This is a genomic window from Ruegeria sp. E8 (genome assembly GCF_056533985.1).
In genome coordinates this window covers 1-14,859 of the sequence record NZ_JBQFOY010000036.1, presented here as the reverse complement: position 1 = coordinate 14,859, position 14,859 = coordinate 1, and the positions used below count along the sequence as shown (strand labels likewise).

Below are 14,859 nucleotides of genomic sequence, written 5' to 3'. Positions count from 1 at the left end.
CATGAAAGCCCGAACCTCAGATCAGTTTCCGCAGAGCTACGCCGAGGCGGCGGCCGGGCTGATTGAAGGTTGGAAAAATCAGTAAGGTATCAAACATACAGTCGCGACTGACCTCTTGCGGCGTAAGAACTGCGCGCCTGCAGCGAATGTCTGGATTGTGGGCTGCCACTGCAGCATTTCGGTTGGCTGTTGGGTGACTGCTTTGGGCCGCGAACAACCTGATACTGGCTTCGGCATAGGCCAGACGCTGCGTTGGGTGCGAGCCCAAGCTCAGGGTTTGTGCGCGTTCTATGAAAGTCACCGGTTGACCAATTCTCGAAACTCCGTCGCCGGGAGCTTCGAGAGTTCGTCCGCAGATCAAATGTCGCCTCAGTTCTCAAGAGGCTTGGGATTGATTGGTCGAAAGTCACCATCCAGTACGGCTTGGCTGACGCCATAGTTTCGCACGCTGTAATTGAATGGCTCACCACCAGAGGACAAGGAATTGATCGCGTTGCCGCCGCAGTTGAAATGCACGGTGACGGTCCCATCCGAATTGGGTTCCCACATATTCGAGTTGATATGCGTGTTCCCGGCCATCAAATAACCCGCTTCATCATAGAGCGTGAAGGACGTGAAGAACTTGTTCTTGGGATCGTCAAAAGTGATGCCAAGGCAGTCATCTCCGGGCAATGCGGGCGAGCTGGAATAGGCGTTTGAAACACCCAGTTCTGGCGGATACCCGCCCCAGCCAGCGGCATGTGAAATGTCGAGGAGATGTTGATCGGCCGCGCCCGGCGCCTTGGCATAGGTGTAGTCAACGCCAGCCTTCAAAAACTCATCTTTGTAGGCAATGCGCAGCGCCTCGAGCTGCTTCTGATCATAATCTGCCGAAACATAGGGGCTGTTTTCAACATAGTCTGAAACAGCGATCATATCCTGTACGTCGTGAAGATGATCCAACGCCGCAGCATCGGTGCGGTCCTTGAGCTCTGTCCGAAACATAACGAAGGCGAAGTCAGTCGAAACTGTCAGCTTGTGTTCGCCCGGCTCAACAATGAAGTAGGGTGAAAACCCATCTTCATCCATTATCTGCACCGAGACATACAGGTCGGAGTCGGGAATGGTGACCGTGAATTCGTGATCATCCGAAACATCGATAATCTGAATAGAATACAGCGTATCCCAGTTCATGCGCACTGTGGGCGCTTCTGCCCCTACTGGTGACACTTCGCGCAGGTGCAGGATCTCTTTGTCTGCACCCCTGCGTGCCCAATTGGCAAAATTCCAGGCGGTTTCGGCTTGGGCAAAATTGTCAGCCGCGACGGCAATCGTTTCTGCATGCGCCAGCGTCGCAGAAACCACAAAAGTTGTGGTCAGAAGGATTGAGGTTTTCATTTTAAAGCTCCTGAATTTGCGGTGGCGTCAAAATCTTCATTCGACCAGTTCAATCTCACCTGGGCGCCATGTGCCATCAAACCAAGGCTCGAGTGGGCCATAGAGGCGAAGGATGGTCGACCACGATTTGCCCGGCATGGTCTGAATCCAGTTTCCCTCTTTGCCCTCCGGCGCTTGAGGGGCGAACCAGACTGTATAGCTGCCATCGTCATTGGCTTCGAGGGTCGGCAATGTGCTGTCGACACCCGCCAGTTTCTGATCCGTTTCCAACAGGGACCGTGTTTGGGTGCTGTAGACTACGAACGACCAATAGTTGTTCACCGGAACGTTCGCCGGCACGGTAATCGAATAGGTTTGGCTACCGTCAAGATAGTTCCCGTCGCTGTCACGATTGATCATTGCATATTGCGAGCCGACGCCGACATTCTTGGCCACCATCGCCGGGGTGATGCCGGTTGCGTAGTAGTGAAACAGCGTGCGGGCATCGACAAGCTTTACGTCGCCTGCTTGGAATTCGTGATCACCGCCAACAAACGGAGTTTTCCAATAGCCGGTGTCGTAAAGAAAGGGGGCTCTGGTACGGGGTGCATAGATCAGTGAACGCGCAGCGGCGGTACCGATGGCGACCGCTTCGGTAAGAGTTTGGGTCAAACGTTCGTCAGGCTCGAACGGTTGCCCCTTGCGAATGCCCAAGGTGAACAGATCACCCAACAGCTCTGCAGGCAAAGCGCCTGCGGGCTCGGCATCGATAACAGCTTTCATTTCTTCGAAAAATGAGAAGTCGTTGGCGTGGATGGTATTGACCTGCACATCCGTCATATCGACGAACCCGGTCTCAGGCGGATTGTCACGCTCGGACCAGGGGTAGATGCGCAAGTTCTCTTTGACACGACTGGCCTCGGCTGCTGGCCCATCTGCGCCAGGGAAGGCCCGAAGCGCGAGCCAGTTCATGTAACTTGGTGTCTTCAGGATGTAGTACCCGTCTTCGGGCAGATCGCCATCATAGTCATTGGGCACGATCAGGTATTTCCCGCCTTTGCCCTTGTCAGGCCCTGCGTTCCCGACATCGCCGACATAGCGCATATAGACATCGTCGATCAGCCCCAGAATGCCTGATGGCAGTTCCAGAACCATTGGGCCATTCGACAGATCGGTGCAGCCCATCACATAAATTGTCGTTGTGTTGGGTGTTAGCAGCAAGGATCGGGCGTTGTAGAGATCCTGAAAAATCCCGAAACTTCCCGCATCAGCTCCGGATTCAGCAAGTCCGCGGCACATCGCATAGGTTGACGCGGCGGGCATCCCGTCCGTGAAGGCGGTGATCCCCCGCGCAAGGTTGAGCGCGTCATATGCAACCGCGGCTGTTTCCGGGGTCGGGAGACCGTCGAAGTATTCCAGTGTTCCCAACCGCGTCTCAAAACTGTCAGGCACTATGATGCTGTCTGGCACATTGGCTGCGTATTCCGGACCGCCTTGCGCCATGGCAAGGGATGCGCTGCAAATCGTGGCAAACGAAGCGGTGTACTTTAGAACGTGCTTAATCATGATTTTGGTACTCCCCAACAATAACATCCGCCGTGCATCCACGGTTCGGATCATCAAATTGGGGGTATGATACCAATGGCTACCCGCCTAAACTGCACGTCAACGGGCATTTGAGGGCAAATATGGATCGGGACGAAGCGGTTCACTTTTTGCGGCAAAACGGCTGGCTTTCGCGTTTGCCGGATGCTGTACAGCAGGATTGGTTAAGCGGCGCGCGGCTCCATCAGATTTCCAAAGGCGAGCGCATTTTTGAGGTCGAGGATGATCCGCGCTTTATGGTTGGCCTCGCGAGCGGCTCAGTGGGCGCATATCTGAGCTACCACCACGATGAAACACGGCTGGTTTTGCTATACGAAAAGGGAAATTGGTTTGGCGATGCCGCTGTTATCACTGGCGAGCGGCATCGGGGTACAGGTGTTGCGCGAACCGATTGCACAATACTCCTGGTGCCCGCTGCCCATGTCGAAAGGGTAAACGAGCGCCACCCGGAGGTTTGGCGTCACATTTCCATGAACGTGCTTTTCCAAATCGACAGTTATCTGACTCTGACCGAAGCGGCGCTCAACCGAGACCCTGTGGGCCGCGTGATCACCATGTTGATCAGCCTCAAAAAACTGAACCCAAGGCACAGCGTTTTCAATCTGTCCAATGAAGAAGTCGGGCAAATGACGGGGCTGACACGTAACACAGCAAACAAATGCCTGCGTACGCTGGAAACCGCTGGAGCGATTGAGCGAAGCTATGCAAGCATTCGCGTCTCGGACTTACAATCTATGGAGCACTATCTTAGGGAGAATGGCACAAAATAACCGCCAGCTCAGGCAGGCAGAAAACTGATTTGCTGTGTGGCAAAGTTTCTTAGGGTTTAAGTTTAATTTTTGAATGCGTCCTTTATGCTGACGCTAAATTAGGCATCTGTTTCAAGCGTGCTTTTCCTTTCTGCCTGCTTTGCTGTGAATCGACACGCGACTTATGCATTGCTGCCGTTAGGATGCCGAAATCAAACTCACACTTTGACCGCGATTTACAATTTCGGCATGACTTCGATTTTGCGCTCGCAGCAAAAGTCCGGCCTGATGGGCCGCGGCGCAGCGATGGCTACTATCAGTCACCGGTAGTTATAGGCCGGTCCTGGACACTCAAAATTGGTGTGATGTTGCGCTTCATCCGAGGGCCGCAGCGAGCACTTATTGATCGAATGCGTCAGTTGGTAATAGCGAGCTTGGCTCCCAAAAATCCGAATGTCCCGGCAAAGCATCGTTTGATCCACTTCATAACATTGGGACGGCGGATTACGTATTCACGTGCATAAGCGGCAAACACGCCGTAACCGACAAAAACAATGAAGGTCATCATCATGAACAAAATCGCCAACCAGATCAGCGAAGCTGTTGCGTTTGGCGCTGAAGGGGAAATGAATTGAGGAAGGAATGCCAAGAAGAACAGGGACAATTTGGGATTCAAAACATTTAACAAGGTTCCTGTTGTCGCGATGCGCAGATACCCGATTTGATTCTTATCTTCAGGCATTTCCATGGCGGTGTCATCTTTCAGAATTCGCCAAGCCATGAAAAATAGATATGCGACCCCAAGATACTTAATGACTTGAAACGCCAATGCGCTGGTATGAAGTAGCGCTGCCAAGCCGATGATACTGGCGACAGCCGCAGGTAGAATTCCAATGGTGCATCCAACAGCAGCAGCGACACTTGCCCTAAATCCGCGACCGAGGCCGATTGCCAATGTGTAGATCACCCCAGTTCCAGGCAGTAATACGACAACCAATGAAGTTAGTAAAAATTCAAGTGACATGATTGGGGCTCCTGATTTTCAGACACTCTCTTCGCCAGGCGCTCAGGGGTCAAGGTCGGCTGAATTGCAAGTCTCGTTTCTCCGATTGCGTTGCAGCGAATAGGCAGTTTGAAAACCGTCCAATGCGTGCTTTGGAATGACCGGTTGCGCGCAACCTGTTGTGGACGCACTTGTCCAAAGAGTATTGCATTACTGTCCGTCGCCTAAGCGTTGCAGACATTCGATAAAGCCAAAATTGTCGTATGCGCCAAGCGCAGGAAATGCGGGATTTGAGCCGTACCGACCAAGATTAAGTACTACGCGAATGGCGGCTTCTGAAACCCGAAGCCGCATATCCGTATCAGCACCTCTAGAGCCCTGAGATATCCACGTAGACTACGTAATCAGCCACTTTACCCTCCTGCAGGCCAAGGCGCGTGGCGAATGGGACTTCATGCTCGCTGCTATCTTTGCGTGTGTAATGGACTGTTCCGTCACAGAACACCGTGTTGCCGCTCGACCAGATGCCGGTGATTGTGTGTCGCATGGCCAAGATGGTTTGAAAGAACGCTTTGTTGGCCTGATGGACAGGTTCGCGCCCCAAAATTGGATCGAAATTCCCGAGGCGGAATGTGACATCTTCGGCTACAAATCCGACAACGTCGTCTGCGTTCATTGAATCGACGGCTGTATAGAGTTCGGCAACCAGTGTGGCGTGCGGCGAGCTGTATTCATTGGTGATCTGCATTTTTGTTCTCCTTGACAGGTGTTTTGTGTGTTGTGACGTTCAGCGGCATTCCAGCTTGCGTTTTGAGAGAAAAACGCCGGAGATGGGTGAGGCGGAGGTGCCCGTTGGTGATGGCCAATCCAAGAAACAGCACCGCGAGCGCCAAAACCAAAGTGAGGCGGATCGGCTCACCAAAGGCCAAGGCCCCGAAGCCAATGCCGAAAAGAGTGGCGAAGTATCCAACCTGGGCAAATCCGACGCCATCCGTGCGCCGCTGCACCTCGAAGGTCAGCACGTAGCTGAGTGCGGTGATCAGTCCGATCCCGATGATAGCAACAATTGGGCCAGGACCTAACGAACCGGGCGAGACCTGACCGCTGACAAGGACCGGCAGCCCAATCACCAACAGTTGCAGACCCAGAGTTCCGAGCGCCAGCGCCATGGGATCTCCGCCCGGCGGGTAGGCCCGGCTGCGAAAGACATTGCCCATCGCCAGCAGGAGCGGGCCGACCATCGCAATGACGATCCAGTGCAGCGCGGCGCCTGAAAGGTCGAAGCCACTGTGCGTCGCAAAGCTGATGCCAACTAGCCCGATCAGAATCCCGATCAGCCGGTATGCGGGTAACATTCGCTTTTCGACCAAAGCCGTGATCGTAATTGTGAAGAGGGGTGAGAGCGTGACGAGAGCGGAGTAGAAGCCAGTCGATACGTAGCCCAGCACAGTATAGCCAATCAGGGCCGGACCACTGATGCCGAGGATACCTGCACCCAAATAGTAGGCCAGATACCTGCGATGCAGTGGGGGACGTTTGCCGGAAATCAGTACTATGACGAACAGAACAAGGCTTGCGACCAAGAGTTGCCAGAACAAGGCCAGTTGTGGCGCGATGCCCGCAATTGCCACTAACTTGGTCAAGGTAAAGCTGACGCCAACCAACGCACCGATGGTGATGATCAGTGCCGTGGGCGGAAGGTCTCTGACAAAGCGTGGCATCATGCGACTCCTTTTGTTGGTACCGCAATCATGAAGTCTGGTTCTGGCCCGACTGGGATGATCCCACTCGGGTTTATGTGACGATGGCTGAGAAAATAATGCGCGCGAATATGCTGCATATTGATCGTATCAACCACGCCAGGAAGTTGAGCGAACTCCGTCAGGTAGCGCGAAAGGGCCGGGTAATCGATGATCCGTTTCCGGTCGATCCTGAAATGCGTCACATAGACAGGATCGAACCGCAGGAGCGTCGGCAAGAGCTTCAGATCAATTTCGGTCAGCGTTGTGCCAGCCAGAAAACGCCGCGTCTTCAGCAGCGCGTCGATAGTGTCCAGCCCTGTATAGAGCTGATGGACCGCCTCATCATAGGCGTCCTGCGTGGTGGCAAAGCCGACACGATAGACGCCATTGCGAATGGGAGCGTGTATTACATCTGCCAGCCGGTCGATCTCAGCGGCGAATTCGGCCGGATAGAGGTCTGGTTCAGTCGCGCCCACGAAGGCGGTGTTGAGCATCCGCATGATGTCTGCGGAGTCGGTGCTTACGATTTTACCGCTGTGCGTATCCAGCAGTAGCGGGACCGTAATCGCGCCGGTATGGGCCGGCGCGGCGCGCTGATAGACCTGATAGAGATACCGATCACGCGGCACACCGGCAGTCTCGTCAAAGCTGGATTGGTCGATGACCCAGCCGTCTTCGGACATAACCGGGTCCATCCAGGTGATGCCGATGGCCTCGCGCAGCCCTTTGAGCGCCAACACCAAATCGACGCCATGGCACCATGGGCAGGCCTTTGACATATAGAGGTGATAGCGGCCAGAAGCCGCCGGAAAGTCCGCCTGCGTATCCGAACTGATCCAACCACGAAAGGGGCTGGGCAATCGGTGAAAGCGCCCATCAGATTGCGCTGGCTTGTCGCGCAGGATTCCGTTGATGAGCATTTTGGGCATGGTCGCCTCCATCCAATACGTGTTGAGGACGACTTAACGTGTTTCCCAAGTCGGGATAATTGGCTATTTGGGATACTCAAGGATGAGAAAAAGTTGACAGTGTGAGAGAGACATGGTCGAAATCGGCGCTATCCCGGTATTTGTCGCTGTGGCCGAGAACGGTGGCTTTGCCGCGGCAGCGCGGCGGTTGGGGATCACGAAATCAGCCGTTAGCAAACGGATTGGCACACTGGAAGCGCATCTTGGCACCCAGCTATTTCATCGCACAACACGCTGCATCTCGCTGACAGAAGCCGGGGAAATCTACCTGACGCATGCTGTTCTGGCGCTTGGATCGGCACAGGAAGCGGAGGATGCGGTTGCTGCCCTTCAGGGTCAACCGGTCGGGCATTTGAGGATAAGCGCGCCTATGTCCTTCGGGCGGCTGCATATTGCGCCGATCCTCACCGAGTTTCTCGCCACTTATCCGGATATCACGATGGACCTGACTATGGACGACCGGGTTGTTGATCTGGTCGATGCGGGGCTGGATATGGCCATCCGGGCCGGTACATTGCCCGACTCCACCCTAATCGCGCGTCGGCTGGCGCCGATCCATAGCGTCTTGGTTGCTGCGCCCAACTATCTCTCGCGACAGGGTACGCCCCAGTATCCCGAAGATCTGCTGGCGCACAATTGCCTGCATTACGCCTATTCCCGGGATCCTATGGAATGGGTGTTCCAAGGTCCGCATGGAGAAGTGCGGGTGCGCACCACGGGCACCCTGCGCATAAACAACAGCGAAACGCTTTGCACTGCCTTGCTTGACGGGCTGGGTATCGGGCGGCTGCCAACATTTGTGGCAGCTTCCCATGTGGCCGCTGGCCGTCTGATCCGGGTCTTGCCGGAATACACATTGCCGGAACAGGCGCTTTATGTCGTATTCCCCGAACGCCGACATATGCCGATGAAAGTGCGCGCCTTTGTGGATTTCCTTGCCGAACGGATCGGCAAGGACAAGCCGTTTTGGGATATCGAGGCGGGGCTGGGAGGCGGATCGCGCATCAGGAGCTAGATAGGACCATCGCTCAAATCTACGACCTGAGGGACGCCAAACTCGGCGGCGCTGCGCCGGTTCCGTATCTTTTTTCAAGCCTACCGGTTGCGTGGATGGCTACGTGCCTTGCGTTCATTTCCCCGTTTGTAGTTGCCGGTGACACGGGCCATTTCCTGCTGTTGGCCCTCGAAATCCAGACCATTCATGTCTTGCAGAAACCATTCCGCTTTGTCGCCCCGAAGTGTCGTCGCGCGCCGACCATGATGATCGACCACCACGTCACCATTCTTTGCGCGCCTGAAGGTGAAACCAAGATTGCTCATTTCGATCTCGTCGTCTTGTTGCTCCGGGTGTTTGACGTCATCGCTCGTCGGACAGGTTTTAGGCTTTGATTAACAAGAAATTCGGAACATCGAAATATGCTGCTGGCAAGTTTGCCAGGGGCATTAAGCGCTAAACACGCAGACTCTACTCTTCTGAAGAAAAGATCCGGATTGTCCTGGCCGGTCTGCAGGGCGAAGAGAGAATTCCCTCGCTGCGGAAAGTGGTAAATGCCGATTGTGGGCTGAGAGACTTTTTTCGACTGGTCTAGAGTTCTCGCTCTTGGACAATAAATGCGCATGACTTTGTGTGGTCGACGAAATTGGCCTCGTCTTGCAGCAATTCTACGCTTAGTTCTTGCATTTCAGAGGTGCCCATCGCCTCCATCAGATCTTCTTCAGAAGAGAACCAGACCTCAGCCACACCGTCAAATTCCGGTTGCATGTTTCTGGACTCCCGCATCGCACCATTCAGTGGGCTGTCAATTGTATGGCTTTGTACGTACCGCTTAGAGCGCATTACCGTCGCGTTCTTTTGAAAAAATGGACCGTGCTCGTTCAGCCAATAATCCTGAAACTCTTCGCGGCTCATGTCCGAACGGCGGCGCAAACACATGATCAGTTTAATCATCGGGAATATCTCATTTTGATGCTCAGATGCTCTAAGTATGAGCGGAAACTCTGAAAGGTCCAATGGCCAGCAGTGGCCAGCCACTACGCAGTCATGAAGATAGATTGCCGCGCTATCCGCACGGCGAGGGGACTGTTAACAGAAATCGTGATATCAAGATTTAACATTGTTTTTGGAGCGCCCATTGAAGGCAGACCTCAGCAAAAACGCCCTTGAAGCAACCGACTTTCTGAAGGCCATGGCGCATGATGGTCGTTTGCAGATATTGTGCCTGCTTCTCACCGGTGAGAAATCTGTTGGTGAAATTCAGGGCATGTTCTCCATGCGCCAGGCTGCAGCCTCGCAGCAACTGTCCCGTCTGCGCCTTTCTGGGTTGATCGATGCAAGACGCGATGGGAAGAACATTTACTACAGGATCGCCGATCAAAGAGTATCAGCTATCGTTGCGGTGTTGTATGAACTCTTTTGTGACGATGTGGGTGATGCGTGAGAGGTTAGAATGGAAAACATTCTCATCTTTTTTACCACTGTGCCACGACGCCACTTTGATCAGAGGTCGGGCTTATCCAAGCTGCCATCGGCGTCATTCACGTAATTTTACCGCTTCAGCCTGCTGAATTGGCCTCAATCCTCTTTTCTAAGCCGCTCTGCCATCTCTGTGAATCCACGTAGCTCGGCGTGTTCGAGTGGCGTAGTCCCGTTACGATCGGCAAGCAATCTGTCAGCACCCGCTGCCAACAACGCATCCAGAACCGCAAGATGATCCGGGCCGCCGTCGCCAAGCACAACGGCTTCGATAACTGCTGTCCAGTGCAGATTGTTCACATGGTCCAGAGGCGCGCCAGCGGCGATCAGCCGTCGGACAATCTCGACATGCCCGAGATGCGCGGCGGCGATCAGTGCCGTTCCTTCATACGGACTGGTCGTTAGGCCCGGATCATTGCCTAACTCGATTGCGAGCGCCATCAGTTCTGGATCATTTGAAACGGCCGCAATTGTGACGACGTCGTAGGCCTGGCCTTCAAGCGCGTTCATGTCGGCACCGGCCTCAGCCAGCGCACGCAACGCCCCGTCCTCTGAAGCAAAGGCTGCTACGTGTGCTGGAGTGCGGCCTCGTGAGTCCCGCGCGTTGACGTTTGCCCCTGCCGCAACGAGTTGTCGGATCATTTCTTCGTTGCCGGTATGAGCGGCTGTGAAGAGACCGTCGTATTGCGCGACCTCATCAGCCGAAGGCGGTGTCTGCGCCGTGCCTGCGCTGGCGGCAAGACCCATCACGAAAGCAAATAGTAGAAAACGAAACATGGCCGATCCTATTACCTACATATTGGTCAGCTATAGTAGTAGCGGATGCACTCGATGTCATATTCCATTCAGGATCAGAATCCTTTCACGGGAATTGATTTCGCAATGTCATTGGACAGACGAGCTGAGTTTACCGACAATCGCGTCATGGAACTGACGGCAACCACACCTGTCCACCTGATCCATGTGGACCCCGACGTTAACATGGCGCGGTTCTATGGCATAGAGTTGCAGCCAACGCTGTTTGGCGAAGTTTCCGTCCTACGTACCTGGGGACGCATTGGCACGAACGGACAATCCATGATGGTGACGTTTGATAACAAAGCCCAGGCTAGTGAAGCGCTCCAGAAACTCGAAAAACAAAAGCTCCGTCGAGGGTATGTTGCAGTCGATGAGTGACTTCGGGTTGCAATCTGTTTCCGTAGCAAATCCCGAGCCTGTCGTCTCGTGACCGGGCTCTAGGTTCCAGCCGACATATCGGCTTCCACCCAGAACACCCCAGCATGATCTCCCTGACGCAGTAGCCCCTGATCCGTCTCTTGCGAGTCGGGGCAGGGGCTTTGCGTCATGGTCGGTCCATGCCGTGGTGATCTGCCCGTTCGGGTGACGATCCCTTTTGCGCTCCCGCAGGATCGAAGATCCTTTGACTTCTTTTGTTGGTCAGGCGGGATTTGGACAAGCCAAACGCCGCTGACGTCAGGGGGAAGGCGCGGCCTCCCCCCTCGGACAAGACAAATAGACAAGACCGTGTCCTCGCGCGTTGCGCTGCGGGCCGCACCACTCTTGTCGATTTGTCCTGTCTCGCCCCTCTCCGCGTTCGCCACGGGGCAGGTTTTAGAGACGACGCCCTTTCAGGGCTCGGCTCAAAACCAGCACCAAAAAGGGATCACCCCCGGAGGTCGCATGACAAAGGAGAGATGGTTTTGAACAGTGAAGCAATAAAAGACATCGAGAATGACACGAGCCTTCAGGCGGCAGAGATCGCGGCGCAGAATGATCTGTTTCGGAAAGCCCTGATCGATCCGACTGCGACGATTGAGATGCACTCCAAAGGCATTCAGGGGCAGGTGTTTGTCACGCCGGGCGTGTCGGGCGAAGGGATGGAGTTCCAGACTGCAGCTTTGGCGTCAGTGGCGTCAGATGACCAGTTTGACGAAGGCAATGACCCTTATGGCGATCACACATTCGGGACGGTGACAATCAGCGACCAAAAGCTGTTCTGGAAAATCGATCTTTACGATGCGGATTACAAATACGGGTCCGACCGCCCGTTTGATCCGGCAGTGACGCGCCGTGTCCTGACCATCATGTGCCCCAGCGAATATTGATCCCAATCCCAAACCAGAAAGGAGGTGAGTTCATGAACCCATACACCCTCGCACGACAACGTCAGTTGGCTTGGAACAATCTCAAGAAGGGCGGCCTTTCCGCCAAGATCGCCCGCGCCTTCTTGAAACAACACGCAGCCGCCTAAGCGGCCCCGCTCTACCCCGGAAGGGGTAGGGCACCCTTAACACAAAGCGAAACACTCAAACAAGGATTTGCCCCATGAGCAAAGTCGAAACATTCACCGCACCGGAAACCATTGAAACCATCGCCCTGTCCGATCTCTACCTGTCCGATCTGAATCCGCGTCAGGAGGTTGGCGAGGACGGCATTGCCCTGCTGGCTGACAGTCTGGTCATGTGCGGCCTGATCCAGAACCTCAGTGGTGTGCGTGATGCAGATGGTAAAGTCGCCATCGTGGCCGGTGGTCGCCGCCTCCGGGCCTTGAACATCGCCGTGACCGAACGCGCCGATCTGGCTCAGGTTCCCGTGAAAGTGACCGACAATCCCTTTGTGGCCGAGCAATGGGCCAACGCTGAGAATGCCGCGCGGGAGGAACTGGACCCGGTGGACGAGGTCCGCGCCTACGGCAAGATGGCCGAGAAATCCCTGTCTGTTGCCAAGATCAGCAATGCCTTTGGCGTGACCGAAGCCCATGTGCGCCGCCGCCTCGCACTGGCGGGTCTGCCCGTCGCCGTATTGGATGCGCTCAAGGCGGGTGAGATCAGCATGGGTCTGGCCAAGGCCATGACCGTCAGCACCGAAGAAGAGAAAATTCTGGAGGTTCTGGAACAAGCCAAGGAGTGTCGGTGGTTTAGCGAACATGATGTCAAACAGGCCCTGACATCTGAGGCAGTCAGCAGCACCAACCGAAAAGCCGTGTTTGTTGGGCAGGGGGCTTATGTTGAAGCGGGCGGCACTGTCACCGCTGATCTCTTTGCCGATGAAACCCTGCTCAATCAAGGCGAACTGCTGGATCGCCTGTTTGCTGAAAAGCTGGAAGAAGAAGCAGAGAAGCTGCGCGAAGCGGACGGTTGGGACTGGGTGGACACCCATGATGAAAGCTACATTCCCTATGGGTTCACAGGTACAGAAGGCATGCACCGTCTGGAGATGGTGAGCCGGGACTTCACCGAAGAACAGGCCGAGCGGTATGACGAACTTGCCGAACTTTATGAAGCTGAGGCTCTGGACGCGGATGGCGAAAAGGAGTTGGCCGCGCTTGAGGACTATGCCGCGCCGTATTATTCCGACGATCAGCGCAAGCTGTCCGGCGTGTTTGTCTATGTCGGCAACAGTGGTGAAATCAAAACATCGTCGGCCTATGTCGCGGCGGAACATGTGCAGGCCGCGATCGAGGCCAGTGTTCTGGCCCCTGTCAAAGAGCCAGAGATCGTCGAGACACCAAAACCGGCCTACTCACAAAAGTTCATCGACGACATGGTGGCGATCCGACTGGCGGCAGTTCAAACAGCTTTGCTTGACAAGCCTGACTATGTGCTGAGCCTGTTTGCTTTCTATGCCACCCCGGCCTCCGGTCTGACCAGCAATCTGTTCGGATTTGGTTATGGTGGTGCTGAGCGGAACACGCCTGAGATCGATGACCAATTCATCCTCGACCCGCGCCTTGGTGGGGAGCGGGACGAGGCGGCGGACGCAGCTTATGACCAGTTCCACGAGATGGCCGCTCAAGGCAGCGTGGAGTCGTTCAAAGCGTTTCGCGAACTAGGCAAGAAGACCCGTAATGGAGAGATCACGGCTTTTCTGACTCGTCGGTTCCTGAGCCAACGCCTGGAGTTCATGGCGGAGATCGAGGCTGAGATTGGCGCAGACATGCGCGCGATCTGGACCCCGTCGGCTGAGAACTGCTTCAAACGGTTGAAAGGCTGGCAGCTGGATGATCTCTACAAACACCTGCTGGACCTGCATGGTGACACGGACATGTTCAAAGCCTTCGCGAAATCCAAGAAGGGCGCGAAGAACGAGGCGATGCACAAGCTCTTCAATGACAAAGAGCATCAGGCCGCACTGGGCGTGTCAGAGGCACAGAAAGCGAAGATCGATGCCTGGGTGCCGGATTGCTTCTGACCCCAACAGGGCAGGGTGCGTTGCGCCCTGCCTATCAATCTCTGGCTGTGTCAGCCTCAATGATGAAAACTCAAAGTGGCATTGCGCAAACACCCCGTCGCGCATAGCTATCAGAGGTCGGTCACCCGGCTCATTTTCTAAAGCGATCACTTGATCAGAACGGATTTGGTAAGACCCATGGATACCTCATCGAACAAGCTCGAGAAAGCCGCCCGCCGCGTTTGGAAATCCGCGCAGATGTTTGTCGGGTTTCATACGGATCAGAAAGGCAAGCCGCGCGAACAGCCTAAGCTCTGGCCGCCCAAAAACGGGAGCGCGTCAATCCATGGTGACCCCAGCGCACAGGAAGCGATTGTTGTGGTGAAAGCCGCTGATCCGGAAGCCGCACAGGATGTGCAGATTAAGCTGCATCCAAACCGCATTGTTTTGCGCCGGGACGCGGATATGTGGTGGCAAGGCGTGGCGGTGGATGAGCATTCCGTGACGGTCCGCATGGCCGACAACACGATCATTGAAATCCGCCATGACGGATCGGTGAAGCGCCGCTCGGCGGAAGATGAAACCCATGTCGAAGCCGATGGCAGCATCTTCAAGTTCACCGAATTTGCCGAGGCGCATATGACGGGTGACGGGGTGGAAATGACCCGGCGCACCGAGGATCGCATTGCCACCATCACAGCTGACGGTGTTGTCGATCGCGCGCGCAAGCGTTAGCCTGGTTTCAATACCTCGAGACTTTCCTTCGGTTAAACTTGTGGCCCGCTTCGGTGGG

16 protein-coding genes are annotated in these 14,859 nt (G+C 55.1%); 7 read left to right on the top strand and 9 right to left on the bottom strand.

Going from position 1 to position 14,859, the window contains the following annotated elements; translation table 11 throughout:
* Window positions 1-369: 369 nt before the first annotated feature.
* Both ACR0LF_RS23070 and ACR0LF_RS23065 read right to left on the bottom strand, forming a co-directional pair.
* Window positions 370-1,377, bottom strand: coding sequence for a DUF1254 domain-containing protein (locus tag ACR0LF_RS23070; RefSeq protein ID WP_480581676.1), 1,008 nt, complete (start codon window positions 1,375-1,377; stop codon window positions 370-372).
* 36 nt (window positions 1,378-1,413) lie between these two features.
* Entirely contained in the window at window positions 1,414-2,922 is a 1,509-nt protein-coding gene (locus ACR0LF_RS23065; RefSeq protein ID WP_480581678.1) for a DUF1254 domain-containing protein, read from the bottom strand.
* 122 nt (window positions 2,923-3,044) lie between these two features.
* Here ACR0LF_RS23065 and ACR0LF_RS23060 point away from each other — a divergent pair, with 122 nt between their 5' ends.
* The gene (locus tag ACR0LF_RS23060) at window positions 3,045-3,731 is read left to right on the top strand and encodes a Crp/Fnr family transcriptional regulator (RefSeq protein ID WP_480581679.1); all 687 of its coding nucleotides are present in this window, start codon (window positions 3,045-3,047) and stop codon (window positions 3,729-3,731) included.
* Between the two features lie 394 nt (window positions 3,732-4,125).
* On the opposite strand, the gene ACR0LF_RS23055 is transcribed toward ACR0LF_RS23060, so the two are convergent.
* From ACR0LF_RS23055 to ACR0LF_RS23040, 4 genes are all read right to left on the bottom strand, one after another.
* A complete protein-coding gene (locus tag ACR0LF_RS23055; protein WP_480581681.1) occupies window positions 4,126-4,734 on the bottom strand; it encodes a LysE family translocator in 609 nt (202 codons plus the stop codon).
* A 349-nt stretch (window positions 4,735-5,083) separates the two neighbouring features.
* Entirely contained in the window at window positions 5,084-5,461 is a 378-nt protein-coding gene (locus tag ACR0LF_RS23050; protein ID WP_480581683.1) for a nuclear transport factor 2 family protein, read from the bottom strand.
* Complete coding sequence (locus tag ACR0LF_RS23045; protein WP_480581684.1) at window positions 5,445-6,434, bottom strand: DMT family transporter; 990 nt, start codon at window positions 6,432-6,434, stop codon at window positions 5,445-5,447. The genes ACR0LF_RS23050 and ACR0LF_RS23045 overlap by 17 nt, the downstream gene beginning before the upstream one ends.
* Window positions 6,434-7,384 (bottom strand): glutathione S-transferase family protein, encoded by a 951-nt coding sequence (locus tag ACR0LF_RS23040; RefSeq protein WP_480581685.1) that lies wholly within the window; start codon window positions 7,382-7,384, stop codon window positions 6,434-6,436. Before ACR0LF_RS23040 ends, ACR0LF_RS23045 begins: the two co-directional genes overlap by 1 nt.
* A 112-nt stretch (window positions 7,385-7,496) precedes the next feature.
* Between ACR0LF_RS23040 and ACR0LF_RS23035 the strand changes: the two genes are divergently transcribed.
* On the top strand, window positions 7,497-8,438 hold the full coding sequence (locus ACR0LF_RS23035; RefSeq protein ID WP_480581687.1) for a LysR family transcriptional regulator: 942 nt from the start codon (window positions 7,497-7,499) through the stop codon (window positions 8,436-8,438).
* Window positions 8,439-8,518: 80 nt separating this feature from the next.
* On the opposite strand, the gene ACR0LF_RS23030 is transcribed toward ACR0LF_RS23035, so the two are convergent.
* Window positions 8,519-8,743: a hypothetical protein gene (locus tag ACR0LF_RS23030; RefSeq protein WP_480581689.1), complete on the bottom strand. Its 225-nt coding sequence runs from the start codon at window positions 8,741-8,743 to the stop codon at window positions 8,519-8,521.
* 265 nt (window positions 8,744-9,008) lie between these two features.
* Window positions 9,009-9,371: an EthD domain-containing protein gene (locus tag ACR0LF_RS23025; RefSeq protein ID WP_480581691.1), complete on the bottom strand. Its 363-nt coding sequence runs from the start codon at window positions 9,369-9,371 to the stop codon at window positions 9,009-9,011.
* Between the two features lie 184 nt (window positions 9,372-9,555).
* Here ACR0LF_RS23025 and ACR0LF_RS23020 point away from each other — a divergent pair, with 184 nt between their 5' ends.
* Complete coding sequence (locus tag ACR0LF_RS23020; RefSeq protein ID WP_480581692.1) at window positions 9,556-9,861, top strand: ArsR/SmtB family transcription factor; 306 nt, start codon at window positions 9,556-9,558, stop codon at window positions 9,859-9,861.
* Window positions 9,862-9,995: 134 nt separating this feature from the next.
* Here the strand turns inward: ACR0LF_RS23020 and ACR0LF_RS23015 are convergent, their stop codons facing one another.
* Complete coding sequence (locus tag ACR0LF_RS23015; RefSeq protein WP_480581694.1) at window positions 9,996-10,673, bottom strand: ankyrin repeat domain-containing protein; 678 nt, start codon at window positions 10,671-10,673, stop codon at window positions 9,996-9,998.
* Window positions 10,674-10,727: 54 nt separating this feature from the next.
* Here ACR0LF_RS23015 and ACR0LF_RS23010 point away from each other — a divergent pair, with 54 nt between their 5' ends.
* From ACR0LF_RS23010 to ACR0LF_RS22995, 4 genes are all read left to right on the top strand, one after another.
* Complete coding sequence (locus tag ACR0LF_RS23010) at window positions 10,728-11,072, top strand: WGR domain-containing protein (protein ID WP_480627544.1); 345 nt, start codon at window positions 10,728-10,730, stop codon at window positions 11,070-11,072.
* 524 nt (window positions 11,073-11,596) lie between these two features.
* Window positions 11,597-12,001, top strand: coding sequence for a DUF3768 domain-containing protein (locus ACR0LF_RS23005; protein ID WP_480581698.1), 405 nt, complete (start codon window positions 11,597-11,599; stop codon window positions 11,999-12,001).
* A gap of 220 nt (window positions 12,002-12,221) precedes the next feature.
* Window positions 12,222-14,087 (top strand): ParB N-terminal domain-containing protein, encoded by a 1,866-nt coding sequence (locus tag ACR0LF_RS23000; RefSeq protein ID WP_170609279.1) that lies wholly within the window; start codon window positions 12,222-12,224, stop codon window positions 14,085-14,087.
* 177 nt (window positions 14,088-14,264) lie between these two features.
* Window positions 14,265-14,801 carry a hypothetical protein gene (locus ACR0LF_RS22995; protein WP_170609280.1) on the top strand — a complete coding sequence of 179 codons (537 nt, stop codon included), beginning with the start codon at window positions 14,265-14,267 and terminating at the stop codon, window positions 14,799-14,801.
* The last annotated feature ends 58 nt before the right edge of the window (window positions 14,802-14,859 follow it).

Coding starts and splice junctions, on each gene's coding strand:
- ACR0LF_RS23070 (WP_480581676.1), bottom strand. CDS start 1,377: ATGAAAACCTCAATCCTTCTGACCACAACTTTTGTGGTTTCTGCGACG.
- ACR0LF_RS23065 (WP_480581678.1), bottom strand. CDS start 2,922: ATGATTAAGCACGTTCTAAAGTACACCGCTTCGTTTGCCACGATTTGC.
- ACR0LF_RS23060 (WP_480581679.1), top strand. CDS start 3,045: ATGGATCGGGACGAAGCGGTTCACTTTTTGCGGCAAAACGGCTGGCTT.
- ACR0LF_RS23055 (WP_480581681.1), bottom strand. CDS start 4,734: ATGTCACTTGAATTTTTACTAACTTCATTGGTTGTCGTATTACTGCCT.
- ACR0LF_RS23050 (WP_480581683.1), bottom strand. CDS start 5,461: ATGCAGATCACCAATGAATACAGCTCGCCGCACGCCACACTGGTTGCC.
- ACR0LF_RS23045 (WP_480581684.1), bottom strand. CDS start 6,434: ATGCCACGCTTTGTCAGAGACCTTCCGCCCACGGCACTGATCATCACC.
- ACR0LF_RS23040 (WP_480581685.1), bottom strand. CDS start 7,384: ATGCCCAAAATGCTCATCAACGGAATCCTGCGCGACAAGCCAGCGCAA.
- ACR0LF_RS23035 (WP_480581687.1), top strand. CDS start 7,497: ATGGTCGAAATCGGCGCTATCCCGGTATTTGTCGCTGTGGCCGAGAAC.
- ACR0LF_RS23030 (WP_480581689.1), bottom strand. CDS start 8,743: ATGAGCAATCTTGGTTTCACCTTCAGGCGCGCAAAGAATGGTGACGTG.
- ACR0LF_RS23025 (WP_480581691.1), bottom strand. CDS start 9,371: ATGATTAAACTGATCATGTGTTTGCGCCGCCGTTCGGACATGAGCCGC.
- ACR0LF_RS23015 (WP_480581694.1), bottom strand. CDS start 10,673: ATGTTTCGTTTTCTACTATTTGCTTTCGTGATGGGTCTTGCCGCCAGC.
- ACR0LF_RS23010 (WP_480627544.1), top strand. CDS start 10,728: ATGTCATATTCCATTCAGGATCAGAATCCTTTCACGGGAATTGATTTC.
- ACR0LF_RS23000 (WP_170609279.1), top strand. CDS start 12,222: ATGAGCAAAGTCGAAACATTCACCGCACCGGAAACCATTGAAACCATC.
- ACR0LF_RS22995 (WP_170609280.1), top strand. CDS start 14,265: ATGGATACCTCATCGAACAAGCTCGAGAAAGCCGCCCGCCGCGTTTGG.